The sequence below is a fragment of the Allobranchiibius sp. CTAmp26 genome, from assembly GCF_017565405.1.
GTDB lineage: Bacteria > Actinomycetota > Actinomycetes > Actinomycetales > Dermatophilaceae > Allobranchiibius.
Genome location: NZ_JAGEKR010000016.1, coordinates 23,605 through 47,138 on the forward strand (window position 1 = coordinate 23,605; position 23,534 = coordinate 47,138).

22 protein-coding genes are annotated in these 23,534 nt (G+C 69.3%); 20 read left to right on the top strand and 2 right to left on the bottom strand.

Annotated features, from left to right (window positions below; all coding sequences use genetic code 11):
- The first annotated feature begins 2 nt into the window (after positions 1-2).
- Positions 3-662: a hypothetical protein gene (locus J4030_RS11665; RefSeq protein ID WP_208049404.1), complete on the top strand. Its 660-nt coding sequence runs from the start codon at positions 3-5 to the stop codon at positions 660-662.
- Positions 663-882: 220 nt separating this feature from the next.
- Positions 883-1,845, top strand: a complete 963-nt coding sequence (locus J4030_RS11670) for a hypothetical protein (RefSeq protein WP_208049405.1) — start codon at positions 883-885, stop codon at positions 1,843-1,845.
- Positions 1,846-1,892: 47 nt separating this feature from the next.
- Here J4030_RS11670 and J4030_RS11675 read toward each other — a convergent pair whose 3' ends face one another.
- A complete protein-coding gene (locus J4030_RS11675; RefSeq protein WP_179482234.1) occupies positions 1,893-2,675 on the bottom strand; it encodes a DeoR/GlpR family DNA-binding transcription regulator in 783 nt (260 codons plus the stop codon).
- Between the two features lie 109 nt (positions 2,676-2,784).
- Between J4030_RS11675 and trpS the strand changes: the two genes are divergently transcribed.
- From trpS to J4030_RS11700, 5 genes are all read left to right on the top strand, one after another.
- Positions 2,785-3,819 carry a tryptophan--tRNA ligase gene (trpS, locus tag J4030_RS11680; RefSeq protein WP_208049406.1) on the top strand — a complete coding sequence of 345 codons (1,035 nt, stop codon included), beginning with the start codon at positions 2,785-2,787 and terminating at the stop codon, positions 3,817-3,819.
- Positions 3,820-3,824: 5 nt separating this feature from the next.
- Complete coding sequence (locus tag J4030_RS11685; RefSeq protein ID WP_208049407.1) at positions 3,825-4,376, top strand: 2'-5' RNA ligase family protein; 552 nt, start codon at positions 3,825-3,827, stop codon at positions 4,374-4,376.
- Positions 4,377-4,852: 476 nt separating this feature from the next.
- Positions 4,853-5,578, top strand: a complete 726-nt coding sequence (locus J4030_RS11690; RefSeq protein WP_208049408.1) for a succinate dehydrogenase cytochrome b subunit — start codon at positions 4,853-4,855, stop codon at positions 5,576-5,578.
- A gap of 9 nt (positions 5,579-5,587) precedes the next feature.
- Positions 5,588-7,573, top strand: a complete 1,986-nt coding sequence (locus J4030_RS11695; RefSeq protein WP_208049409.1) for a fumarate reductase/succinate dehydrogenase flavoprotein subunit — start codon at positions 5,588-5,590, stop codon at positions 7,571-7,573.
- Positions 7,574-7,575: 2 nt separating this feature from the next.
- Positions 7,576-8,319, top strand: coding sequence for a succinate dehydrogenase/fumarate reductase iron-sulfur subunit (locus tag J4030_RS11700; protein ID WP_208049410.1), 744 nt, complete (start codon positions 7,576-7,578; stop codon positions 8,317-8,319).
- Between the two features lie 45 nt (positions 8,320-8,364).
- Here J4030_RS11700 and J4030_RS11705 read toward each other — a convergent pair whose 3' ends face one another.
- Positions 8,365-9,498 carry a glycosyltransferase family 1 protein gene (locus J4030_RS11705; protein ID WP_208049411.1) on the bottom strand — a complete coding sequence of 378 codons (1,134 nt, stop codon included), beginning with the start codon at positions 9,496-9,498 and terminating at the stop codon, positions 8,365-8,367.
- Between the two features lie 171 nt (positions 9,499-9,669).
- Here J4030_RS11705 and J4030_RS11710 point away from each other — a divergent pair, with 171 nt between their 5' ends.
- The 13 genes from J4030_RS11710 to J4030_RS11770 all read left to right on the top strand — a co-directional run bounded on the left by J4030_RS11710 (position 9,670) and on the right by J4030_RS11770 (position 23,514).
- Positions 9,670-10,779 carry a mannose-1-phosphate guanylyltransferase gene (locus tag J4030_RS11710; RefSeq protein ID WP_208049412.1) on the top strand — a complete coding sequence of 370 codons (1,110 nt, stop codon included), beginning with the start codon at positions 9,670-9,672 and terminating at the stop codon, positions 10,777-10,779.
- Positions 10,780-10,826: 47 nt separating this feature from the next.
- Complete coding sequence (locus tag J4030_RS11715) at positions 10,827-11,894, top strand: quinone-dependent dihydroorotate dehydrogenase (protein ID WP_307864668.1); 1,068 nt, start codon at positions 10,827-10,829, stop codon at positions 11,892-11,894.
- Between the two features lie 157 nt (positions 11,895-12,051).
- Positions 12,052-12,975, top strand: a complete 924-nt coding sequence (locus tag J4030_RS11720) for a hypothetical protein (RefSeq protein ID WP_208049413.1) — start codon at positions 12,052-12,054, stop codon at positions 12,973-12,975.
- A gap of 85 nt (positions 12,976-13,060) precedes the next feature.
- Entirely contained in the window at positions 13,061-14,638 is a 1,578-nt protein-coding gene (locus tag J4030_RS11725) for a methylmalonyl-CoA mutase (protein WP_208049414.1), read from the top strand.
- A gap of 9 nt (positions 14,639-14,647) precedes the next feature.
- Positions 14,648-15,121: a ribonuclease domain-containing protein gene (locus tag J4030_RS11730; RefSeq protein WP_208049415.1), complete on the top strand. Its 474-nt coding sequence runs from the start codon at positions 14,648-14,650 to the stop codon at positions 15,119-15,121.
- Positions 15,118-15,540, top strand: coding sequence for a barstar family protein (locus J4030_RS11735; RefSeq protein WP_208049416.1), 423 nt, complete (start codon positions 15,118-15,120; stop codon positions 15,538-15,540). Before J4030_RS11730 ends, J4030_RS11735 begins: the two co-directional genes overlap by 4 nt.
- On the top strand, positions 15,537-16,160 hold the full coding sequence (locus tag J4030_RS11740) for a hypothetical protein (protein ID WP_208049417.1): 624 nt from the start codon (positions 15,537-15,539) through the stop codon (positions 16,158-16,160). The genes J4030_RS11735 and J4030_RS11740 overlap by 4 nt, the downstream gene beginning before the upstream one ends.
- A gap of 151 nt (positions 16,161-16,311) precedes the next feature.
- Positions 16,312-17,547, top strand: a complete 1,236-nt coding sequence (locus J4030_RS11745) for an amidohydrolase (protein WP_307864669.1) — start codon at positions 16,312-16,314, stop codon at positions 17,545-17,547.
- Between the two features lie 157 nt (positions 17,548-17,704).
- The gene (locus tag J4030_RS11750) at positions 17,705-18,802 is read left to right on the top strand and encodes a BMP family protein (protein WP_208049418.1); all 1,098 of its coding nucleotides are present in this window, start codon (positions 17,705-17,707) and stop codon (positions 18,800-18,802) included.
- Positions 18,803-18,958: 156 nt separating this feature from the next.
- On the top strand, positions 18,959-20,488 hold the full coding sequence (locus J4030_RS11755) for an ABC transporter ATP-binding protein (RefSeq protein WP_208049419.1): 1,530 nt from the start codon (positions 18,959-18,961) through the stop codon (positions 20,486-20,488).
- Positions 20,485-21,762: an ABC transporter permease gene (locus J4030_RS11760; RefSeq protein ID WP_208049420.1), complete on the top strand. Its 1,278-nt coding sequence runs from the start codon at positions 20,485-20,487 to the stop codon at positions 21,760-21,762. Before J4030_RS11755 ends, J4030_RS11760 begins: the two co-directional genes overlap by 4 nt.
- Before the next feature lie 55 nt (positions 21,763-21,817).
- Positions 21,818-23,122, top strand: a complete 1,305-nt coding sequence (locus tag J4030_RS11765; protein ID WP_208049421.1) for an ABC transporter permease — start codon at positions 21,818-21,820, stop codon at positions 23,120-23,122.
- Positions 23,119-23,514, top strand: coding sequence for a cytidine deaminase (locus J4030_RS11770; protein WP_208049422.1), 396 nt, complete (start codon positions 23,119-23,121; stop codon positions 23,512-23,514). Before J4030_RS11765 ends, J4030_RS11770 begins: the two co-directional genes overlap by 4 nt.
- Positions 23,515-23,534 lie beyond the last annotated feature (20 nt).

A 23,534-nucleotide genomic window follows, 5' to 3' on the forward strand; every position in this document is an offset into this window, starting at 1 on the left:
GCATGACTGATGCTGGGGCCGTGCTCATCGTGTGCACCGGCAACGTCTGCCGCTCGCCCTACATCGAGCGCCTGCTGCGTGCCGAAATCGGCGACCTCGGCGTCACCGTCACAAGTGCCGGCACCCAGGCGCTGGCCGGGGAACCCATGCAGGACGGTTCGGCCGAGCTGCTCTCGCAGGCCGGCGTCGATGCGGAAGGGTTCGTGGCGCGACAACTCACCCCCGCGATGGTCGAGGGGGCCGACCTCGTGTTGACCGCGACCAGAGAACACCGCAGGTCGGTGGTCCGCACCGCGCCGCGTGGGCTGCGCTACGTCTTCGCGATCGACGACTTCAGCGACCTGGTGGCGGACGCTCCGGGCGCCGTCGCCCCCACGGGCGCCGTCGCCACCACTGACGACTCGCTCCTCTCCGGGGACTCGACCCTGTCCGGCGGCCCGCCTCTGTCCGGTCTGTCCAGCGGCTCGGGAGGGGCGATCGGCCGGCTCCTCGCGCTGGCTTCCTCACGGCGGGCCGACGTCGCGGCGCGTACGGGCGACGACTCCGGCATCGAGGACCCGTTCCAGCAGGGACCGGCGGCGTACGCCCGGATGGCTTCACAGGTCTCGCAGGTGCTGCCCCCGATCGTGGCGGCGTTCAGGCGGCTCTCCCCGACCCCCTAGCCCCTCTGCCGAGTGGCATACATATGTATCGAGTGCACCCCTTACAACTGCGCCACTGGAAACATATGTATGCCACTCGGCGGGGCTGTGGATGACTTCTGCGGCGGACCGTTCGTTCCTGTCACCGTGCGGGATGGACGCACCCCCCTTCTCCGGCCGACGTCGCCCCCGAGGATGCGTCGAACGGGTCGACGCCGACGCTGCTGCAGCCCTCCCGTTGGTGGCCGGAGGGCTGTGCGTTGTAACCGCGGCCGAGGACGGCCCGGCAGCGCAGCAAGCGCACGCCGCCCGGTTGCAGCGCGTCCGTCGCGGCGCGTACGTCGATCGCGATGGCTGGGAGGAGCTGTCCACCGATGCGCAGCTTCTCGTGCGGGCGCATGCGATCTCTGACTCGGCCGAGCGGGGACGCCTGTTCTCCCACTGCACGGCGGCGCGGGCTTGGGGTCTGCCCACCATCGGCAGGCAGCAGTCGTCCGTCGAGATCTTGGTCGACGACGGCCGGACGGGCAGATCACCTGGGCTGATTCGTCGACGCACCCAGAACCTGCCCGACGGCGTCGAACTGGACGGCCTGCTCGTCACCAACCCCGCGCGTACCGCGGTGGACATCGCGAGAGTGCAGTCGCTCGCTTCAGGGGTGAGCGTGATGGATAGCGCCCTTACCCGAGGACTCGCATCGCGCGACGAGCTCCAGGCCGAGGTGTGGGCTGTGCCACGCGGCGGGAGGGGCCGGCAGTTCGCCGCGCTGGCACTCGCGCTCGCTGACAAGGGGGGTGAGTCAGCGGGCGAGTCCCTCAGTCGGGTGCAGCTCTACATGGCGGGTTTTCCGCGCCCGAGCCTTCAGGTGGAGTTCCGCGACGACCAGGGATTCATCGGACGGGTTGACATGTTCTGGAGGGAACTTGGCGTCGTCGGAGAATTCGACGGCAAGACCAAGTACGGCGTCGACGCCAGGCAATCGTCAGCGCAGGCGGCAGAAATCCTCTGGCGTGAGAAGCAACGCGAAGACCGCCTCCGGGCACTAGGTCTCACGGTGGTCCGGTGGATCTGGTCCGACGCGTGGGATGTGACCCCGCTGCTGCGACGTCTGCGCGCAGCGGGGCTACGCACCGGGCATTCGCAGCAGTGGCCAGTGCCCGACCTGTCGAGTGGCAGGGAAACTCGTCGAGTGGCGCACTCCTAGGGGGTGCACTGGAAACATATGTATGCCACTCGGGGTAGGAGTACGGGTCAGTCGTCGTCGGAGCGGGGCGCCACGATCAGGTTGATGTCGTGGCCGGACAGCTCGCGCCGTGCTTCCTCGTCGAGCTCCGCGTCGGTAACCAGCGTGTCCACCTGGTCCAGCGTCGCGATCGTGGACAGGCCGATGACGCCCCACTTGCTGTGGTCGGCGACCACCAGCACCTTCTTCGCCGACTTGATCAGAGCCCGGTTGGTCTGTGCTTCTTGAAGATTCGGCGTCGTGAGCCCCGCCTCCAGGTCGATGCCGTGCACGCCCAGGATCAGTGTGTCGACGTGCGTGGTCGCGAGCATCGCGTTGGCGACGGGCCCCGCGAGCGCGTCTGACGGCGTACGCACACCACCGGTGAGCACCACGAGCTGGTCGTCGCGCGTCGGGTCGTAGAGCAGCTCCGCGACCCGCGGTGAGTTGGTGACGACGGTCAGCCGTTTGATGGCGCGCAACTCGACCGCGACCGCGTACGCCGTGGTGCCGGCGGAGACCGCCACCGCCGTGCCCGGCGGGATGAGCGACGCGGCGGTGCGCGCGATCTCGGACTTCTGGATGGGGTTCATCTCCGACTTCACGCTGAAGCCGGGCTCGTCGATGCTGCGGTCGGCGAGCGTCGCGCCACCGTGCACCTTGTGCACCAGGCCCTTCTCTGCGAGTGCCTCGATGTCGCGACGGATCGTCATGTCGCTCACCCGGAGCTCCGTCACGAGGTCGGCCACGCGCACCCCGCCGTCGCGTTCGACCGTGGTGAGGATGACTTCCTGCCGCTGCCGCGCAAGCATCGTGGGGCCCTCCCTGCCTCGATCTGCCACCGGACTGTACTCGCTGGAATCCATCGCGCCGCTTCTACCGCGAGCCCACGAAGTGCCTCGAGCGGGCAGCCTTGACACAATGTCGGCCATGTCCGCGACGCCAGCACACCGGCCGCGCATCCTGTCCGGGATGCAGCCCACCCACGACTCGCTCCACCTCGGCAACTACCTGGGTGCGCAGGTCAACTGGGTGGCCATGCAGGCCGATTTCGACGCGTTCTTCTGTGTGGTCGACCAGCACGCGCTGACCGGCGCGCAGGTCTCACCGGAGGACCTGCGGCGGCGTACCCGGGTCACAGCCGCGCAGTACATCGCCGGCGGCATCGACCCGCAGACCTCCACCGTCTTCGTGCAGTCCCACGTGCCCGAGCACTCCCAGCTCGCGTGGATCCTCAACTGCATCACCGGTTTCGGCGAGGCGTCACGCATGACGCAGTTCAAGGACAAGTCCTCGAAGGGCGGCGCCGAGTCGTCCAACGTGGGGCTCTTCACCTACCCGATGCTGATGGCCGCCGACATCCTGCTGTACGACGCCGCCGCGGTGCCCGTGGGCGAGGACCAGCGCCAGCACCTGGAGCTCACCCGCAACCTGGCGCAGCGGTTCAATGCCCGCTTCGGCGACACGTTCGTGGTGCCCGAGGCGCACATCCCGGCCGGCACGGCCAAGATCATGAGCCTGGTCGAGCCGACGTCGAAGATGAGCAAGTCGGCGCAGAACCAGAACGGCAGCCTGTGGATGCTCGATGAGCCCAAGGCCAACATCAAGAAGCTGAAGTCGGCGGTCACCGACACCGACAACGAGGTGCGCTGGGACCCCGAGGCCAAGCCGGGCATCGCCAACCTGCTGCGCATCCACGCCGCCCTCTCCGGCGAGTCCGTGGACACGCTCGTCGAGCGGTATGCCGGTGAGAACAGGTACGGCGCCCTGAAGACCGACGTCGCAACCCTGGTCGCCGACCTGCAGACACCGTTCAAGGCGCGGGTCGAGGAGCTGCTCGCGGACCCGGCTGAGCTCGACGCGGTGCTGCGCAAGGGTGCCGACCGCGCGCGGGAGGTCGCCTCCGAGGTGCTGGAGCGCGCGTACGAAGCGGTCGGATTCCTGGCACGGGCCTGACTTCGATGCAGACCATCGGCGTCTCGTTCGCAGTGCCGGAGCCGTGGGCGGCGCAGTTGCAGGAGGCGCGGCGCCGCGCCGGCGACGACCTCGCCGACGCCGTGCCCCCGCACGTCACCCTGATGCCCCCGACGGAGATCGAGGACGCCGACCACGACGCGCTGCGTACGCACCTGGCGTCGGTGGCCACGCGTCACAACCCTTTTCGGATGACGCTGCGTGGCACCGGCACCTTCCGGCCCACCTCCGAGGTGGTCTTCGTCGCGGTCGCCGAAGGCATCAGCAGCTGCGAGCAGATCGAGGCGGACGTGCGCTCCGGCCCGGTCACTCGCACGCTGCAGTTCCCGTACCACCCGCACGTCACCATCGCGCACGACGTCCCCGAGGACGGGTTGGACCGCGCGTTCAGCGACCTGGCGGGCTTCGAGGCGCGCTTCCAGGTCGAGGGTTTCGACCTGTACGAGCACGGCACGGACGAGGTATGGCGCCCGGTACGCCACTTCTCCTTTGCGGGCCTTCCCGCGAGACGGGGTGTGTCCGTCTCCGCAGGGAACTGACCGCGAGGCCGATTCCCCACCTGAGGGTGCCTCTGGTGGGGGGGGGTCGTGCTGCCGGCTGATGTTTCTGGCGCCTGGACGAGAGCCGCGTGCCTCGTCTGCCCCTTCTGCGCCACCTCGCATGTCGGGAAGTGACCGCAGTGCCGATTACCGACCCGTGCGCGTACGCCGACCGCAGGAAAGTGACCGCAGTGCCGATTACCGACCCGGTCGCGTACGGCGACCGCAGGGAAGTGACCGCAGCGCCGACAAGCCACCCGGTCGCGTACGGCGACCGCAGGGAAGTGACCGCAGAGTCGACAACCCACCCGTGCGCGTACGCCGCACGTCGGAAAGCGACCGCAGCGCCGACAACCCGCCACGAAAGCGCACGAACTCACCCGTTCGGGAAAGGCACCCTGTGTCCCACGCCACATCGGCCGGGTGAGGCCCACCTAAGCGTGGCCTGAGAGCCGGTGCGCAGTAATCTCCAGGCTGTGGCTATTTCAACCCTCCCTGCGAAGCGCGCCAAGCGCACGGGGAAGACGGGCAGCAGCGTCTACCTGAAGACCGTCATGGCGGTCACGGGCATCATCTTCGTGCTGTACGTGCTCGCGCACATGTACGGCAACCTCAAGCTCTTCGCCGGGCACGCCGCGTACAACGAGTACGCGGAGGGCCTGCGCACGCTGGGCACGCCGGAACTGCCGCGGCACGGCTTCCTCACGATCATGGAGATCGTGCTGGGCGTCAGCGTCGTGCTGCACATCTACGCGGCCGTCACGCTGTGGAAGCGCTCCAAGACCGCCCGGCCGCAGCGCTACGCGGTGAAGAAGACCGTCGTGCAGTCCTTCTCGTCCAAGTGGATGCGCTGGGGCGGGCTCGCGCTGCTGCTCTTCATCATCTGGCACCTGATCGAGTTCACCCTCTTCAAGGTCAACGTCGGCTCCGGCGGGCAGGGCGCGCAGGTCACGCAGGACCCGTTCGAGCTGGTCGTGCACACCTTCGACACGTGGTGGATGACCCTGATCTACCTGGTCGCCATGGCTGCGCTGCTCATGCACCTGCACCACGGGGTCTGGAGCGCCTCGCAGACCCTCGGCCTCGCGGGCACGCCCGCGGCCCGGCGGTACTGGAAGCTCGCGGGCCTGGCCATCGGCGTGATCGTCGCCGTCGGTTTCATCGTCCCGCCCCTGTTCATCCTGTTCGGCGTCATCAAGTAAGGGCCGCAGATGTCTGACCTGATCCAAGACCTGTACCGCGAGGGCGAGCCGATCGCGGACACCAAGTGTCCCGACGGCCCCATCGAGAACCGCTGGACCGAGGCGAAGTTCGAGAACAAGCTCGTCAACCCCTCGAACCGGCGCAAGCTGTCGGTGATCATCGTGGGCACCGGGCTGGCCGGCGGGGCCGCCGCCGCCACGCTCGGCGAGGCCGGGTACCACGTGAAGTCCTTCTGTTACCAGGACAGCCCGCGCCGTGCGCACTCGATCGCCGCTCAGGGTGGCATCAACGCCGCCAAGAACTACAACGACGACGGCGACTCGACGTACCGGCTCTTCTACGACACGGTCAAGGGCGGCGACTACCGCTCCCGCGAGACCAACGTCTACCGCCTGGCCGAGGTCAGCACCGCGATCATCGACCAGTGCGTCGCGCAGGGCGTCCCGTTCGCGCGTGAGTACGGCGGCCTGCTCGACAACCGCTCGTTCGGCGGCGTGCAGGTCGCGCGCACCTTCTACGCCCGCGGCCAGACCGGCCAGCAGCTGCTGATCGGCGCGTACCAGGCCATGGAGCGCCAGGTCACCGCCGGCACCGTCGAGGCGTTCACCCGCCACGAGATGCTCGAGGTGATCGTCGTCGACGGTCGCGCCCGCGGCATCATCGCCCGCGACATGGTCACGGGTGAGATCGAGACCCACCTGGCCGACGCCGTGGTGCTCGCCTCCGGCGGCTACGGCAACGTCTACTTCCTGTCGACCAACGCGATGGGATGCAACGTCACGGCGACATGGCGCGCGCACCGCAAGGGCGCCTACTTCGGCAACCCCTGCTACACGCAGATCCACCCCACCTGCATCCCGGTCTCCGGTGAGCACCAGGCCAAGCTCACGCTGATGAGCGAGTCCCTGCGCAACGACGGTCGTATCTGGGTGCCGAAGAACCGCGACGACTGCGACAAGGACCCCCGGGACATCCCCGAGGAGGACCGCGACTACTACCTGGAGCGCATCTACCCGGCGTTCGGCAACCTGGTGCCGCGTGACATCGCGTCCCGCCAGGCGAAGGCCATGTGCGACGACGGCCGCGGTGTCGGCCCGAAGGTCGGTGACTTCCGCCGCGGCGTCTACCTCGACTTCGCCGACGCCATGGAGCGTCTGTCGCGCGATCAGGTCGCCGCGAAATACGGGAACCTCTTCGACATGTACCAGCGGATCACCGGTGAATCGCCGTACGAGGTGCCGATGCGCATCTACCCGGCGGTGCACTACACGATGGGCGGGCTGTGGGTCGACTACGACCTGGAGACCACGATCCCCGGGCTGTTCGCGGCCGGTGAGGCCAACTTCTCCGACCACGGTGCCAACCGGCTGGGTGCGTCCTCGCTGATGCAGTGCCTGGCCGACGGCTACTTCGTGCTGCCCAACACGATCCGCGACTACCTGGCCGCCGGACCGTTCGAGAAGGTCGACGAGCAGCACGAGGCCGTGGTCGAGGCGCGCGCCGAGGTCACCGGTCGGATCGAGAAGCTGCTGTCGATCAACGGCGAGCGCACTGTCGACTCCTTCCACCGCGAGCTCGGCCACATCATGTGGGAGTACTGCGGCATGGAGCGCAGCGAGGAAGGCCTGAACAAGGCCATCGAGCTGATCCGCTCACTGCGCGCGGAGTTCTGGCGCAACGTGCGGGTGCTCGGCAGCGCCGACACGCTCAACCAGTCCCTGGAGAAGGCCGGCCGGGTCGTGGACTTCCTCGAGCTCGGCGAGCTGATGTGCATCGACGCGCTGCACCGGCGCGAGTCGTGCGGTGGGCACTTCCGGGCCGAGAGCCAGACCGAGGACGGCGAGGCGCTGCGCGACGACGACAAGTTCGCGTACGTCGCAGCGTGGGAGTTCGGTGCCGACCGCACCGGCGACGACGTGGCCCTCACGCCGACCCTGCACAAGGAAGACCTCGTCTACAACTTCATCGAGTTGAAGCAACGGAGCTACAAGTAACCATGAACCTCACCCTCAAGATCTGGCGTCAGTCCGGACCCGACGACCGCGGTGACTTCGCGACGTACGACGTCCGCGACATCTCCGACGACATGTCGTTCCTGGAGATGCTCGACGTCCTCAACGAGGACCTCATCGGCAAGGGCCAGGAGCCCGTGGCGTTCGACTCCGACTGCCGCGAGGGCATCTGCGGCACGTGCGGATTGATGATCTCCGGCCAGGCGCACGGCCCCGAGGTCACCACCACCTGCCAGTTGCACATGCGCTCGTTCAGCGACGGCGAGACGATCACCGTCGAGCCGTGGCGCGCGTCGTCGTTCCCGGTGCTGCGCGACCTGGTCGTCGACCGGTCGGCGTTCGACCGGATCATCCAGTCCGGCGGCTACATCTCGGTGAACACCGGGGCCGCCCCGGAGGCGCACTCGGTGCCGGTGCCCAAGGCGAACGCCGACCGCGCGTTCGACACGGCCACCTGTATCGGCTGCGGCGCGTGTGTCGCCGCCTGCCCGAACGCGTCCGGGATGCTCTTCATGGGTGCCAAGATCGCCCACCTCGGCGAGCTGCCTCAGGGTCAGCCCGAGCGGGACTCCCGGGTGGTCTCGATGGTCAACCAGCACGACGCCGAGGGCTTCGGCGGTTGCACCAACATTGGGGAGTGCGCCGCGGCGTGCCCCAAGGAGATCCCGCTCGACGTGATCAACCAGCTCAACAAGGACTTCCGCAAGGCCAAGAAGGGCGCTCACTGAGCGACCGGTCTGTGCGGCGCCCGGGTCCTTTGGACTCGGGCGTCGTCATATGGCGACCTGCCGGGCGTACGCCGGGTGGGTGACCCGCCCGTAGTGCGTCAGTAGCTGCTCGACCACCGGCGCCCAGCCGCGGTGCAGCGCGTCCTCGCGACCGGCCGCACCCATCCGCCGGCGCCCCAGCGGGTCCGCCAGCAGCCCGCCCACCGCCTCCCGCAACGCGCCGGGCTGGTCGGGATCGAAGTGCAGGCCGTGCGTGCCCGCGCGGATGACGTCCAGTGGGCCGCCTCGGGCCGGCGCGACGACCGGGAGTCCGGAGGCCATCGCCTCCTGCAGGGTCTGTCCGAAGGTCTCGCAGGTGCCGGTGTGCACGAAGACGTCGAACGCGGCGTACGCGCGCGCCAACTCGGCCCCCTGCAGATATCCGAGGAAGTGCGCCCGAGGCAACAGTCGCTGCAGCTTGGGGCGGCTCGGCCCGTCGCCGACGACGACCAGCTCGACGTCCGGCAGATCGGCGATCTCCGCGAGCCGGTGCACCTCCTTCTCCGGGGCCAGCCGTCCGACGTACCCCACGACCGTCTGCTCCTCCGGCGCGAGGGATCGGCGCAGCTCGTGCGTCGCTGTGTCGGCGGGGCAGCGGGGGCGGAACAGGTCGGTGTCCACGCCGCGGCCCCACTGCGCGACGCGCGGAATGTCGTGTCGCTCCAGGTCGGCCGCGCAGGTGCTGCTCGGCGCCAGGGTGACGTCGGCGAGGGAGTGCACGTGCCGCAACCACTGCCAGGTGGCGAGCTTCATGGCTCCGGCGGCGGGGCCGGCGTGCTGGGCCAGGTAGGTCGCCATGTCGGTCTGGAAGACGGCGACCGTGGGAATCGACAGGTCGCGCGCCGCAGCCAGCCCCCGCGCGCCGAGCGCGAACGGCGACGCTGCGTGCACCACATCGGGCCGGAAGGCGGCCAGGATCGCGCCCAGGTCGACGAACGGAACGCCGACCCGGAAGTCGCGCAGCGTGACGCCGGGGACCGTGTGCACCCGTGCCCCCCGGTACGACGCGGGCGCGGGCGAGGGGCAGACGATCAGGACCTGGTGACCGCCGTCCAGCAGGTGGTCGGCGACCCGGCAGACGCTGGTCGTGACGCCGTTGAGGGTGGGCAGGAACGACTCGGTGACGATGGCGACCCGCATGCGGCACACGCTGGTGGCGCTCGTCGACGGGAGGGTGAACGCCCGGTGCCGGGCAAGGTGGCGATTCGGTGAAGAGACGCTGTTGGATCGTGTGACATATCCGACGGTCCAAGTTGCAGTGCCGGGTCGTTCATCCGACCACCGTCCGATTCTTTCGGTTAGCGTTCAGCCATGTCCGAATCCCTCCTGCCGACGGCGATTCCCGATTTCTGGGCGATCATCCCCGCCGGCGGTTCCGGTACGAGGCTCTGGCCGCTCTCGCGGGAGTCGTCGCCGAAGTTCCTGCACGACCTCACCGGATCGGGACAGTCCCTCCTGCAGGGCACCGTCGACCGTCTCGTCCCGCTGTGCGAGGAACGCTTCATGGTCGTGACCGGCGTGCCGCACGTGGACGCCGTACGCGAGCAGCTGCCGACTCTGGGCTTCGACAACCTGCTCACCGAGCCGTCACGGCGTGAGTCGCTGCCGGCCATCGGACTGGCTGCCGCGATTCTGGAGCAGCGCAACCCCGAGGCGATCATCGGCTCCTTCGCGGCCGACCATGTCATCAACGACGTCGTTGCCTTCTGTGAGTGCGTCTCCGAGGCGGTGCACGTCGCGCGGACCGGCAAGCTGGTCACCATCGGCATCGAACCCAACCACCCCGCAACGGGATTCGGCTACATCAAGGTCGGCGACGAGTTGCTCGTCGAGGGTGCGCCGCGCGCTCGTGAGGTCGACGCGTTCGTCGAGAAGCCCGACGGGCCGACGGCGGAGGAGTACGTCGAGAGCGGCGCGTACTGGTGGAACGCCGGAATGTTCGTGGTGCAGGCCAAGTCGCTGATGGACCTGATCGCGCACTACCAGCCGTTGCTCGCGGAGTACCTGCGCGCGATCGCCGCCCGGCCGCTGCGGCTCGCGGAGCTGTGGCCGCGGCTGACCAAGATCACCATCGACAACGCGATCGCGGAGCCCGCGTCGGTGGACGGCCAGGTCGCGGTCATCCCGGCGACCTTCGGCTGGGACGACGTCGGCGACTTCGCCTCTTTGGCCACGCTGCTCATGGATCGCCAGGACGAACCGGGCGTGAAGGTGCTCGGGGAGTCGTCCCTCGTCGTGATGAAGGACGCGACCGGTGTGGTCGCCCCCGGCTCGGGTCGCACGGTCGTCGCACTCGGCATCCAGGACGTCGTCGTCGTCGACACGATGGACGCCGTGCTCGTCACCACCCGTGACCGGGCGCAGGACGTGAAGATCCTCGTCGAGCAGATGCGACTCAACGGGCGCGCGCACCTGACCTGACGCGGGTCGTTCGCGCGCACCCGTCATACCTTCGTAAGCTGCCCTGTGTGGACCTGCTCGCCAAGACGATGGAAGCCGGTTACACACGTGTGCTCCGGCCGGTGCTCTTCCGCTCCGACGGTGGCGACGCCGAGTCGGCGCATCACAAGACACTGCAACGGCTTTCGACTCTCGCCGAGCGGCCACGGATCCTCGATCTGGTGCGCCGGGCGTGCGCCGTACCGACCGAACCGGTGGACGTCGCGGGCATCACCTTCCCCGGCAAGGTCGGCCTCGCGGCAGGCGTCGACAAGGACGGGCTCGCGCTGAAGGGGTGGTCGGCGCTCGGTTTCTCCCACATCGAGGTGGGGACCGTAACGCCGATGGCGCAGCCCGGCAACGACAAGCCGCGACTGTTCCGGGTCTACGACAGCTCCGGGATCATCAACCGGATGGGTTTCAACAACGACGGCGCCGAGGCGCTTGCCACCCGCCTGCGCTTGATCGGCCCGCTGTCGATCCCCGTCGGGGTCAGCATCGGCAAGAACAAGACGACGCCGGTTGACGACGCGGTCCTGGACTACCTGACCTGTCTGCGGACGCTGGACGGCCTCGCCGACTACATCGCGGTCAACGTCTCCAGCCCCAACACGGCCGGCCTGCGCGGGTTGCAGGGTCGCGAACCGCTGGGCGAGCTGCTCGCCACCCTCGTGCAGGAAGCCGCGCAGCTGGCGCAGGCCCGGTCCGCCACCCCCGTCCCGATCTTCGTCAAGATTGCCCCCGACCTGAAGAACGACGCCATCGACGACGTCCTCGAGGTCGCCGGGCACGCCGACATCGCGGGCATCATCGCCACCAACAGCACCCTCAGCCGCGACGGACTGCGCGGCCCGGACCTCGCGTTGATCGACGAGGAGGGCGGCCTGTCCGGCTCGCCGCTCACCCGCCGTACACGCAGGATCGTGCGGTACGTCGCCGAGCACACCACCCTGCCCGTCATTGGGGTGGGCGGGGTCATGACGGTGGCCGACGGGCAGGCCCTGATCGACGCGGGTGCGGCACTTGTGCAGGTCTACACCGGGTTCGTCTACCACGGTCCGTCGCTGGTGCGCGACCTCAACCGCGCCCTCGGCTGACCCCCCCCCGCCCCAGCGCACCGCGGTTGTCCGCATTTCCGTGCGGACGGGTGCGCGAAAGTGCGGACACTCGCGGCCCGGCCCGTCGTGCACATCCCCTGAGCTCGTCCACACCCGTCCTGGCAGGAGATGCGGTAGGTACGTCGCAGCCTCTTGCATGGCGCGCATGCACCCGACGTACGACGCCGCAGGTCGACTCCATCAGCTGGCGGGGGACACAGACGGTGTCATCACGCGACGAGACGCCCGGCACGGCGGCGTCACCCGACGACGGATCGCTCAGGAGGTCGCCCGGGGGCGTTGGGAGGTAGCGCGACGTGCAGTCAAGATCGTCGGTGCGCCCGCAACGCTGGAGAGTGCGTGGCGGCTCGCGCTCGCTGGTGCGTCGCCGCGGGCCGCGCTCGACGGTGTGAGCGCCCTGCAGTGCGCGGGCATGGTGGGCTTCGAAGATCTCGTCCACCTCAGCGTCCCCAAGGGTGATCGCGTCATACGTGATCAGGGGGTACGCGTACACGAGTTGCGCTCCTGGGACGACGCCGACGTGCTGGAACTCCCGGTACGGCGCGTGCGACCCGAGCTCGCCACCCTGCGCGCCGCGCGCTGGGCGGTCAGCGAGCGCGCCGCCCAGACCATCCTCGCGATGTCCGTGCAGCAGGGGCTGACCACCCCGCAGCGCCTGATCACGATGCTCGAGCGATTACCGAGATCCCGTCGCGCCGCTCTCATCGCCGCAGCCGTCTCGGAGATCGCCGGCGGATCGCAGGCACTGGGGGAGCTGGATCTGGTGCGGCTGTGCCGATCGCACGATCTGCCGGTGCCGGCGAGACAACAGCTGCTACGTCGCCCGAGTGGCACGTATTACCTGGACGCCCGGTTCGCGGCGTACGCCCTCACCGTCGAGGTGGACGGTCTGGGCCATCGCGACATCTCCCAGACGAGGGTCGATCAGCGCAAGCACAACGAGCTGCAGATCGACGGCGACGTCGTACTGCGGGTGATGTCGATGGACCTGCGTGATGACCCCGAGCCTTTCCTGCGGCAGCTGCGCCGGGCACTGATGGCGCGGGGTTGGGGTGGGTAGGCGAGTGTCCGCAACCCCGTGCGGACGGGTGCGCGAAAGTGCGGACAACCGGCGCGGTGAGCGGAGCCGATAACCTCGGGGCATCATGGCGAACACCGAATCAGGGCTTCCGATCGAGCCGGTCTACGACGAGTCCGCGCTGGACGGCTTCGACGCGCCGGCGCGGCTGGGGGCGCCGGGGGAGTACCCGTACACCCGCGGCGTCTACCCCAGCATGTACACCGGGCGGCCGTGGACGATGCGCCAGTACGCCGGCTTCGGCACCGCTCGCGAATCGAACGCCCGCTACAAGGAGCTCGTCGAGCACGGCACCGGCGGCCTCTCGGTGGCGTTCGACCTGCCGACCCAGATGGGCTACGACTCCGACCACGAGCTGTCGCACGGCGAGGTCGGCAAGGTCGGGGTGGCCATCGACAGCATCGACGACATGCAGGTGCTCTTCGACGAGCTGCCGCTGGACGAGGTCAGCACCAGCATGACCATCAACGCGCCCGCGAGCACGCTGCTGCTGCTCTACCAGCTCACCGCCGAGCGGCAGGGCATCGCCGCCGGCCAGCTGACCGGGACGATCCAGAACGACGTGCTCAAGGAGTACATCGCGCGCGGCACCTACATCTACCCGCCGGCGCAGTCGCTGCGGTTGATCAGCGACATCTTCGCCTACTGCCACCGCGAGATCCCACGCTGGAACACCATCTCCATCAGCGGTTACCACATGGCGGAGGCGGGAGCCACGCCCGTGCAGGAGGTCGCGTTCACGCTGGCCAACGCCAAGGAGTACGTGCGCGCCGCGATCGCCGCGGGCCTCGACGTCGACGACTTCGGACCACGGCTGTCCTTCTTCTTCGTCGCGCGCACCAGCCTCCTGGAGGAGGTCGCGAAGTTCCGCGCAGCCCGCCGGATGTGGGCGCGGATCATGCGCGAGGAGTTCGGCGCCAAGAACCCCAAGTCGCTGATGCTGCGCTTCCACACTCAGACCGCCGGCGTGCAGTTGACCGCGCAGCAGCCCGAGGTCAACATGGTGCGTGTCGCGCTGCAGGGGCTCGGGGCGGTGCTCGGCGGCACCCAGTCCCTGCACACCAACTCGTACGACGAGGCGATCGCCCTCCCGACCGCCAAGGCGGCCCGGCTCGCCCTGCGCACGCAGCAGGTCATCGCCTACGAGACCGACGTGACCAAGACCGTCGACCCGTTCGCCGGGTCCTACGTCGTGGAGTCGATGACCGACGACGTCGAGGAGGCCGCGCTCGCGCTCATCCAACTGGTGGAGGACAAGGGCGGCGCGGTCAAGGCGATCGAGGAGGGCTTCCAGAAGTCGGAGATCGAGCGCACGGCGTACGCCACGGCGCTGCAGATCGACAGCGGCGAACGCACTGTCGTAGGGCTGAACAAGTTCGTCACCAAGGACGACGAGGCGTACGTGCCGCTGCGGGTGGACCCCGCGATCGAGGCCGAGCAGTCCGAGCGGCTCGCGACGCTGCGCAAGGAACGCGACAACGGTGCCGTCGAGAAGGCTCTCGACGCGTTGCGCGCGGCAGCGCAGGGCAGCGACAACGCGCTCATCCCCATGAAGGAGGCACTCGCGGCCCGCGCGACGGGTGGCGAGGTCAGCAACGCCCTGCGCGACGTCTGGGGCATGTACGTGCCTCGCGAGTTCTTCTAGACGCGAACGATGTTGTCCTTCAGCATGATTCGTCGACGGTTCGTGCCGTTGGTGCTCGGGGTGCTGGTCGTGGCCCTGATCATCGGCTGGGTCGCGCACCAGACGTCGGGCAGCAAGGCCCCGGGGACGTCCAGGACCACCGTGCTGTCGGTGACGCCGCGCGCGGCCTCGACGAGCAGCAGCGCCAGCAGCGCCGATGCGTCCGGACTCGGCACCGTGGCGTACGTCGATCTGCCGAGCGGCGCCCGCCATACGCTGGCGCTCGTCGACAAGGGCGGTCCCTATCCGTATCGGCAGGACGGCACGGTCTACCAGAACCGCAACAAGGACCTGCCGGCACAGCCCCGCGGCTACTACCACGAGTACACCGTCGTCACTCCCGGCTCGGGCGATCGCGGCCCGCGGCGGATCGTGGTCGGGCGCGACGGCACGGCGTACTACACCGCCGACCACTACGACACCTTCCGCCGGGTGCGGCGGTGACGGACGGGCGGCGCGCGACGGGCGAGGGTCCGGAGGTGGTGGCGAGGCTCGCGCTCGCCCGGGCGATGGCCACCGCGGCGTCGGGGGCGCTGATCCTAGAGATCGGCCCCACGGTCGCTGCCGCGGAGGGCGAGCGCGCCGGGTGGAATGTGGTCCGGCTCGAGGCGTGGGGCGACCGGGCGGCGTTCCTGCAGGCGTGTCGACGGGCGTTCGACCTGCCCGACTGGTTCGGCCACAACTGGGATGCGCTCGCCGACTCGCTGTCGGACGTGCAGCACCGGCCCGGCACGCTGGTGGTCTGGGCCGGCGCGCGGGAGTTGGCGGACGACGTACGCGCCACCGCGACCGCGATCTTCGCCGAACGTGCCGACGACGGGCCGGCGCCCTTCCTGGTCGTCGACGTGGGGAGCGAACGGTGACGAAGCGAGTCGGTGGTCGTCCGGTCATGGCGACGACCGCGCTCGCGGTCGGGGCGGCGGTCATGTGCGGCTGCGGCACGCAGAGCGCACCCGGTGCGCCGTCCTACACCCCGTACAGCTTCGTCACGCAACCCAGTTCGGCTGCGCCGCAGAGCGCTCCGCTGTACGACGAGGCGACGATGGATCTGGCCCAGTCCATCCAGGCTGCCGGAAGCGGCGCCCGTTACGCGAACAGCTTCGGGCTGGTGCGGCTCAACGATTCGCAGCGCGGGATGAGGGTGGAGATGACCGACCTGGCGCTCGCCCGGAAACTGGTCGCGGGTGCTCGCGCCGGCCATCCGACGTGGGCCCGTGTGCCGGTCGCCCTGGTCGAGGTGCCCTACTCGATGAAGCGGTTGGAGGCGGCCGAGAAGGCCGTACCGGATGCGGACTGGAAGCGGTATCAGCTGGTCAGCGTCGGGGTCGAGACCTGTCGCCACCTGTCGGTGACGTCGTCCGACGTGCGGCTCGAGGATCCGGTGGGCGGTCGGGCGGCGCGGACCAAGCTCGCGCAGCGGCTCGCGCACGCGGTCGGGGTGCCGGTGGTCGTGACCTACTCCACGCCTGCGCACGCCGAGTAGCTGCGCCGGGCGCAGGAAAGTGACCGCAACGCCGACAACCCACCCGGGCGCGTACGCCGGGCGCAGGAAAGTGACCGCGGGGCCGACAACCCACCCCACCCGACCCACCTGCGACCGGCTCCATAGGGAGAGCAACTAACATCGGGTGATCGTGAGCAGTCTTCCCACCCGCAACAGTGCCGCCTTCGATCTGCCCCAACTGGTCGCGACGACGGTGCAGGAACTGACGCCCGAGCTGGTCCGGATCCGCCGCGCGCTGCACAGCGACCCCGAGCTGGGCTTCAACGAGGTGCGCACCACCACGCGCGTCGTCGAGGCCCTCGCCGCTGCGGGAATCGAGCCCCACACCTTCGAGGGGACGGGGTTGACGGCCGAGATCGGCGCCGCGCAACCGTCGTACCGGGTCGCGCTCCGCGCCGACCTCGACGCGCTGCCGATCGCCGAGCGCACCGGCCTCGACTTCTCCTCGACCAACGACGGCATCGCGCATGCCTGCGGTCACGACGTGCACACCAGCGTCGTGCTGGGCGCCGGGCTCACCCTCAAACGCTTCGAGCAGGAGCTCATCGAGCGAGACATGGCCGTGCGGCTGGTCTTCCAGCCCGCCGAGGAGGTCGTGCCGGGCGGCGCGCACACCGCCGTCAAGGAGCACGCGCTCGACGACGTCGACCAGGTCTTCGCGCTGCACTGCGACCCGAGCATCGACGTGGGCACGGTGGGTCTGAAGGTCGGCGCGATCACCGCGGCCTGCGACGCGATCCGGGTGCGCCTCTCCGGGCGCGGTGGGCACACCAGCCGTCCGCATCTGACCGGCGACCTGACGTACGCGCTCGCCAAGGTCGTCACCGACGTGCCGGCCGCGCTGTCGCGCCGGCTCGACCCCCGCGTCGGAGCGGCCCTGGTCTGGGGCACCGTCGTGGCCGGCAACGCCGCGAACGTGATCCCCGCGATGGGCGAGTGCGTCGGCACGTTGCGGATGCTCGACATCGACGCGTGGGAGCAGGCCGGCGAGCTGGTGCAGACGCTGGTGCACGAGGTCGTGGCGCCGTACGGCGTGACGGCCGAGGTGGAGTACACCCGCGGCGTGCCGCCGGTGGTCAACGACGCGACCGCCGTGGAGCTGCTGACCTCGGCCTGCCGTTCGGCCGTCGGGCCGGACGCCGTCGTGCCGACCAAGCAGTCGCTCGGCGGTGAGGACTTCAGCTGGATGCTGGCCCGCGCACCGGGTGCGATGGGCCGGCTCGGCACCCGCACCCCCGGCGGACCGACGTACGAACTGCACCAGGGCGACCTGGTCGTGGACGAACGCGCCATCTCCGTGGGGGCCACGCTGTTGGCCGCGACCTGCCTGCTGCGGCCGGACACCGCGGCCGACGCCGCTGTCTGAGGCTCGCCACGACCGCGGCGCAACCGTTTGATAACGGTCCCGCCGACACGGCGGGACCTGCGCGAACGCGCCGGTAACCTTTCCGGGTCCGCACCCCGCCCGACGTCTACGCACATGCGCGTGAGTCGGCGCCGATGTGCCCCCCACCTACAAGGAGATGTCTGTGCGTTCGGTGATGAAGATCGCGGCGGTTGCCGCACTCGGCTCGCTGGCCCTGACCGGCTGTGGCAGCAAGCCCGGATCGGGAACGAGCGGTAGTGGCAGTTCAGGAGCCACGTCCGCCGCGAAGGCCGTCGGCAAGAAGATCAACGCGTGCATGGTGCTGGACACCGGTGGCGTCGACGACCGCTCGTTCAACCAGTCGTCGTACGACGGCATGAAGGCCGCCAACAAGGCCAACCCGAACATCTCGATCAAGTACGTGCCGAGCAACTCGGGCGCGGACTACACCCCGAACCTCACCAAGCTGGCCACCGGCGGATGCGCCACCGTGATCGGCGTCGGCGGCCTGATGTCCGACAACGTCAAGACCGCGGCCAAGACCTACCCCAAGGTGCACTTCGCCGAGGTGGACGCCCCGGGCACGGGCGCCAACTTCTACGGCATCCAGTACAACACCGCGCAGGCCGGCTTCCTCGGCGGTTACCTCGCGGCCAGCCTCACCAAGACCGGCAAGGTCGGCACCTGGGGCGGTCTGAACATCCCGCCGGTGACGATCTACATGGACGGCTTCACCGAGGGTGTGCAGTACTACAACACCCAGAAGAAGAAGAACGTGCAGGTGCTCGGCTGGAACGAGAAGTCCAAGAAGGGCACCTTCTCCAACAGCTTCACCGACCAGAACAAGGGCAAGTCGGTCAGCCAGTCGATGGCCAGCAACGGCGCCGACATCATCTTCCCCGTCGCGGGCGGGTCCGGCCTCGGCGCGGGCGCGGCGGCGCAGGCCTCCGGCGGCAAGCTGAAGATCATGTGGGTCGACACAGACGGCTGCGTGAGCGCCGCGCAGTACTGCAAGTACATGGTCGGCAGTGTCACCAAGAACCTCAGCGGCGGTGTGCAGGCGTACCTGAAGTCCTCCGCGGACGGCACGTACCCGACCGGCAACTACATCGGCACCCTCGCCAACGCCGGCGTCGGACTGGTCGACGACAACAACAGCCAGCCGGCGGCGCTGAAGGCGGAGCTGGCGAAGGTCAAGGCCGGCATCACCTCCGGCTCGATCAAGATCACCTCACCGAGCCAGCCCACCAGCTGACACCGGTCAACGCAGGGGCGGGGCGAGCCGTGGGGCTCGCCCCGCCTTCTGTATGACGATCGGGCGGGTGCCCGCGACCGCCGCCGTACCGGCGGGGGTTGGCAGGGCGGGTAATCTCGCGCGCAGCGTCGACGAGCAACGGAGCGGGCCTTCACGATGAAACTGCAGCTGCAGGGGATCACCAAGCGGTTCGGCACCTTCACCGCGAACGACCAGATCGACCTGGTCGTGCAGCCGGGGGAGATCCACGCCCTGCTGGGCGAGAACGGCGCCGGCAAGAGCACCCTGATGAACGTGCTCTACGGGCTGTACGAGCCCACCGAGGGCACGATCCTGGTGGACGACGCACCGGTCGCCTTCAAGGGTCCCGGTGACGCGATGGCCGCGGGGATCGGCATGGTGCACCAGCACTTCATGCTCGTGCCGGTGCTCACCGTGGCCGAGAACATCATGCTGGGCGCCGAGCAGACCTCGCGAGGCATGCTCGACCTGCGACGTGCCCGCAAGCTCGTGCGCGAGCTGTCCGACCGCCACCACCTGGAGGTCGACCCCGACGCGAAGGTCGAGGACCTCCCGGTCGGCATCCAGCAGCGGGTGGAGATCCTGAAGGCGCTGGCCCGCGAGGCCAAGGTGCTGATCCTCGACGAGCCGACCGCGGTGCTCACCCCCCAGGAGACCGATCACCTGATGGAGGTGATGCGCTCGCTCAAGGAGCAGGGCACCTCGCTGGTCTTCATCAGCCACAAGCTGCGCGAAGTGCGCGAGGTCGCCGACACGATCACCGTCATCCGGCGCGGGAAGGTGGTCGGCACCGCCGAGCCGACCGCGACGGCCGCCGAGCTGGCCGCGCTCATGGTCGGACGCACCGTGCAGCTGCGGGTCGACAAGGAGCCCGCGCAGCCGCGCGACGTCATCCTCGACGTGGACAAGCTGCGGGTCGTGGACGCCGCCGGTCAGGTGCTGGTCGACGACATCTCGTTCTCGGTGCGCGGCGGCGAGATCTACGCGATCGCCGGCGTCCAGGGCAACGGGCAGACGGAGTTGACCGAGGCCATCGTGGGGTTGATCGAGCCGGCGTCCGGGCGGGTGGTCATCGACGGCGAGGACGTCACCGAGGACACGACGTACGACATCCTGCGCGCCGGTGTCGGTTACGTGCCCGAGGACCGCGCCCACGACGGACTGGTCTCCAGCTTCAGCATCGCGGAGAACCTCGTGCTCGACATGCACGACCAGGCGCCGTTCGGCGGGCGGATCCAGTTGAACAACAAGGAGATCGCCAAGAACGCGATCGCCCGGGTGGAGGAGTTCGACGTCCGTACGACGTCGGCGAGCGCCCCCGCGTCGACCCTGTCCGGCGGCAACCAGCAGAAGGTGGTGCTGGCCCGTGAGCTGTCGCGGCCACTGCGCCTCTTCGTGGTGTCGCAGCCGACTCGCGGTGTCGACGTCGGGTCGATGGAGTTCGTGCACAAGCGGATCGTCGCCGAGCGCGACCGGGGAGCCGCGGTGCTCCTGGTGTCCACGGAGCTGGACGAGGTCGTGAGCCTGGCCGACCGGATCGGCGTCATGTACCGCGGCGCCATCGTCGGGGAGCTGCCGCCGACCGCGTCCGCGCAGGAGTTCGGCCTGCTCATGGGCGGCCAGCAGGGCGACACCGGCGATCACGACACGAAGGAGTCCGCGTGAGCGAGCAGAAGGCCGGGGGCGAGCCTGCCGTGAGCACGCCCGAGAGCGGCAGCAGCAAGATCGAGACACCGGACGGCGGGGCGGGCCGGCTGCGTGAGGTCTTCCGCAGCGACCACCCGGCGGTCCTCACGATCCTCGCGATCGTCGCCGCCGTGGTCATCGGGTCGATCCTGATCATCGCCTCGGACCAGGCGACCCGCACCGCGGCGAGCTACTTCACCGCGGCGCCGATGGACACCTTCTCCGCCGCGTGGCACGCGGTGTCCGGCGCGTACGTCGCGATCTTCGAGGGATCGATCCTCAACCCGTCGAGCCTGTCCAGCGGCGACACCGCGACCATCTTCGGACCGATCTCGGAGACCATCGTCAGCGCGACGCCGCTGATCTTCGCCGGGCTCTCGGTGACGCTGGCGTTCCGCGCCGGCCTGTTCAACATCGGCGCGCAGGGCCAGATCCTGCTCGCCGCGATCTTCGCCGGATACGTCGGCTTCAGCTGGCACCTGCCGGTGGTGCTGCACGTCATCGTCGCCGTGCTCGCCGGGATCCTCGGCGGTGCGCTGTGGGCCGGGCTGGCGGGCGTGCTCAAGGCCAAGACCGGGGCGCACGAGGTGATCACCACGATCATGCTCAACTATGTCGCGCTCGGGCTGATCCAGTACCTGCTGGGCGTGCACGGCTTCCAGGCCAAGCCCTACAACCAGGCCATCTCGCCCCCGGTCGACCACAACGCGCTCTACCCGCACCTCTTCGGGTCGGCGTTGCGCGCGAACGTCGCGTTCCTGGTCGCAATCGCCGCGACCGTGGCGGTGGCGTGGCTGCTGGGCCGCAGCACCTTCGGTTTCCGGCTGCGCACGGTCGGCGCCAACCAGGACGCGGCGCGTACGGCGGGCATCAGCATCTCGCGGGTCTACATCGTGGTGATGCTGATCGTCGGAGCACTCGCCGGACTCGCCGGCAGTGCGCAGGTGCTCGGCACCTCCCCGCAGGTCACCAGCGACATCGACGCCGGCTTCGGGTTCGACGCGATCACCGTGTCGCTGCTCGGCCGCGGGTCGCCGATCGGCACCTTCTGGGCCGGGATGCTCTTCGGCGCGCTGCGCGCCGGGTCGGTCCAGTTGCTGGCCTCCACCAACACCCCGTCGGACCTGGTGCAGGTGCTGCAGGCGCTGATCGTGCTCTTCATCGCCGCGCCGGGACTGGTGCGGTTGATCTTCCGGCTACGCCGCGGTGCCGGCGGCCAGACCGCCGTCGTCGCGAAGGGATGGAACGGATGATCACCCCACGAAGTTCTCCGCTCGTACCTCACTCCGATACTTCGCGAGGACCCCGATGAGCGCCCCCACCACCGATGAGGAACTGGTCGTCCACCACAAGGTGGTGCAGGTCGGCCCGTCCCGCGCCCGGCAGACCGCCGTCGCGATCGCGCTGATCGTGATCGGCCTCTTCGTCGCGATCGTGTTGGCGAGCACCGGCACCCACCCGAACGCCAAGTTCGGCTTCGACGCGGGCGGGGCTCGGGTGCACGTACCGACGCTCAGCCTTCCCGAGGCGCCGTTCTGCATCGTGGTCGGCGCGTTGATCGTGCTGGCCGGGATCTACCACCTGGTGCGTGGTTTCACCCCTGCCGCGATGCGCTGGGTCGGCAGCGCCGTCGGCGTGCTCTTCCTGCTGGCGTTCCTCGCATGGGCCGGCACCGGCGGCCGGACCGTGCAGTTCACCAGTCTGCTGCAGCAGGGACTGTTCCTGGCCGCCCCACTCATCCTGGGCGCGATGGGCGGCATCCTGTGCGAGCGCAGCGGCGTCATCAACGTCGCGATCGAGGGGCAGATGCTCGCCGGCGCCTTCGCAGGGGCGCTGCTCGGGACGGTCGCCGGCCTCTTCGCCGGCATCGTCGCCGCGATCGTGGTCGGCGGCCTGCTCGGGCTGCTGCTGGCCGTCTTCGCGATCAGGTTCCTGGTCAACCAGGTGATCCTCGGTGTCGTGCTCAACGTGCTCGCGCTCGGCCTGACCGGCTACCTCTTCGACGCGATCATGGCGAACAACTCCAACGGCACCGACAATCCCGGCTTCTTCGGACCTGCCAAGGTGCCACTGCTGGGCGACATCCCGGTGATCGGCCCGGTGGTCTTCGACCAGAACTACATCATCTATGCGATGTACGTGATCGTCATCGTGATCGACGTAGCGCTCATTCGCACCCGCTGGGGGCTGCGCACCCGCGCCGTCGGCGAACACCCGCAGGCCGCCGACACGGTGGGCATCAACGTGCTGCGCCTGCGCTACCAGAACGTCGTGCTCGGCGGCTGCGTCGCGGGTCTGGCGGGCGCGCTTCTGACCATCGGCAGCGTCGGAGCGTTCACCAAGAACATCTCCTCCGGTCAGGGGTTCATCGCGCTGGCCGCGGTCATCTTCGGTCGCTGGACCCCGCGCGGCGCGCTCGGTGCGGCGCTGCTCTTCGGCTTCGCCGGCGCGCTGCAGTCGGTGCTGTCCTTCCTGAACCCGCCGCTGCAGATCAACTCCAACCTGCTGGGCATGCTCCCGTACGTCGTCACCATCTTCGCGGTGGCCGGTCTGGTCGGCCGGGTGCGCGCTCCCGCGGCGGACGGCGAGCCCTACGTGAAGGGCTCGGCGTGACGAACGCGGCCCAGGTCGACTGGGAGGTGTTGCACCGCATCGCGATCGAGGCGATGGAGCGCGCGTACGCGCCGTACAGCGACTTCCCCGTCGGTGTCGCGGGATTGGTCGACGACGGCCGGATCGTGTCCGGTTGCAACGTCGAGAACGCGTCGTACGGCGTGGGGCTGTGCGCCGAGTGCGGGATGGTCGGCGACCTCGCGCGCACCGGGGGCGGCCGCCTGGTGGCGGTGTGGTGCGTGGACCGCTCGGGGGAGGCGCTGATGCCCTGCGGGCGCTGCCGCCAACTGCTGTGGGAGCACGGGGGCCCCGAGTGCCTGCTGCAGACCCCGCTCGGTGTCCGGTCGATGAGCGAGATGCTGCCGCAGGCCTTCGGGGCCCACAACCTCTAGCGCCACCGCCGAGTGGCATA